Annotated in this window: 3 protein-coding genes; all 3 read right to left on the reverse strand. The window is 41.3% G+C overall.

The genetic code is table 11. The annotated features are described in order from the left end of the window. Positions 1 to 164: 164 nt before the first annotated feature. The 3 genes from LJE11_RS18970 to tnpA are packed head-to-tail and all read right to left on the reverse strand — an operon-like array spanning position 165 to position 1,671. Positions 165 to 1,109: an RNA-guided endonuclease TnpB family protein gene (locus LJE11_RS18970; protein WP_008707455.1), complete on the reverse strand. Its 945-nt coding sequence runs from the start codon at positions 1,107 to 1,109 to the stop codon at positions 165 to 167. Continuing rightward, positions 1,082 to 1,267, reverse strand: coding sequence for a helix-turn-helix domain-containing protein (locus LJE11_RS20910; RefSeq protein ID WP_008707453.1), 186 nt, complete (start codon positions 1,265 to 1,267; stop codon positions 1,082 to 1,084). The genes LJE11_RS18970 and LJE11_RS20910 overlap by 28 nt, the downstream gene beginning before the upstream one ends. Beyond that, positions 1,264 to 1,671, reverse strand: a complete 408-nt coding sequence (gene tnpA / locus LJE11_RS18975; protein ID WP_008707451.1) for an IS200/IS605 family transposase — start codon at positions 1,669 to 1,671, stop codon at positions 1,264 to 1,266. The genes LJE11_RS20910 and tnpA overlap by 4 nt, the downstream gene beginning before the upstream one ends. Positions 1,672 to 1,696: the final 25 nt, after the last annotated feature.

Here is a 1,696-nt window from a genome sequence, read left to right on the forward strand (position 1 = left end):
GTGACATGCTCCCACCACTTAAATCCCAGATTTTGAAGTGGGGGCTTCTTGCTCAATGACTCCTCTACTGAGCCAAGTATCTACAAGCTATCCTCGCGTGCCCCGCGATTCTTTTTGCCCGGACACGGGCGCATTTTCTTACTTATTGTCCGGATATGGACAGTTTATACTGCCAGCATCCTTCTTGCCTCTTCACGGATATTGATCGCTGCATTTCGATCTCTGTCCATCTCATTTCCACACGTGCAGCGGTATACTCTTTCGGATAATCCCAGCTCTTTTTTTATCTTTCCGCATTTACTGCATTTTTTGCTTGAAGGGAAAAAGCGGTCTATCTTTACTAATTTCTTTCCCTTCCAGGCAAGCTTATAATCCAGCATATTCCGGAACATCCCGTATCCATTATCCTGTACACTTTTTCCAAAATGCAGGCACTGGCCCATTGCTTTCATATCAATATCTTCTACCGCGACTATATCGTACTGGTCTGTAATCCTGCGGCTCAATTTATGCAGATAATCCTTTCTCTGGTTTCGTATTTTTTCATGGCACCTGGCAACTTTCTTTTTCTGCCGCACATAATTGCGGCTTTCTTTTACACATCTCGACAGTTTACGCTGCTCCCTTGCCAGCCTTTTTTCATTTCTTCTGAAGAATCCTGCTTTTTCAAGTTCAATCTCTTCTGAAAACACTGCCATCCCCTGCATCGCATAATCAATCCCCAGTATTTTGGCATTGCTGTAATCTTCATCTGCTGCTTGGTTTTCGCAGCTGTATCCTTCATACAGCAGACTTGCAAAATACTTTCCGGACGGCTCCATACTGACTGTCACTGATTTCAGACAGCAGTTTTCTGCAGGCTCCCTGTGTTTTTTCATGGAGATCCATTTTAATTTGGGAAGCCGGATCCGCTTATCTTCTACCAGAATATTTCCGTTGACTACATTTGTTGTGTAGCTGTTTTTGGAGTGATGTTTTGACTTGAAACGTGGAAATCCAACCTTGGGATCACGGAAAAAATTCTTATATGCTTTCTCCAGATGAAGCTGAACATTTGCCAGTGCCAGCGAATCTACTTCTTTCAGAAATGAATACTCCTTTTTATACATGGCTGGTGTATTTTTAACAGTTTTTTCGTCTTTTTATACTCCCGGATCTTGTCATTAAGCATCTGGTTATACAGAAAACGGCAGCAGCCAAATGTTTTTCCCAGAAGTATCTTCTGTTCTTCTGTTGGATAGATCCGGAAACGATATGCTATGTTCAATGCTTTTTCTCTCCCTGGGTTTCGATGTATTGACGGATCACTTCAACTGGTGCGCCTCCTGCCGTCAAAAGGCAGAAACTCTGACTCCAGAATGCTTCTTTCCAAAGTTTTTCCCGGATTTCCGGATACTCTTTTTTCAGCAGCCTGCTGCTGGCACTTTTATATGCATTGATAAATTTACTGAGTTCCGTTTTAGGCTGTGCACGAAACATTACATGCACATGGTCAATATCATGATTCCATTCCTCCAAAACAATTCCATATCGGGGTGCAATATATTCCCATATTTCTTTTGCTCTTTCTGAAATTGGGTCATTGATAACTTTTCTTCGATATTTTACCACCATGATCAGATGATAATACATCAAATATACTGAATGTGCATTGTGATCTATTTTTTCCATAAAAACAGTCCTTTTTTGATCTTTT

Origin of the sequence: Blautia sp. DFI.1.216 (assembly GCF_020594215.1) — a bacterium.
Lineage (GTDB): Bacteria > Bacillota > Clostridia > Lachnospirales > Lachnospiraceae > Blautia_A > Blautia_A wexlerae.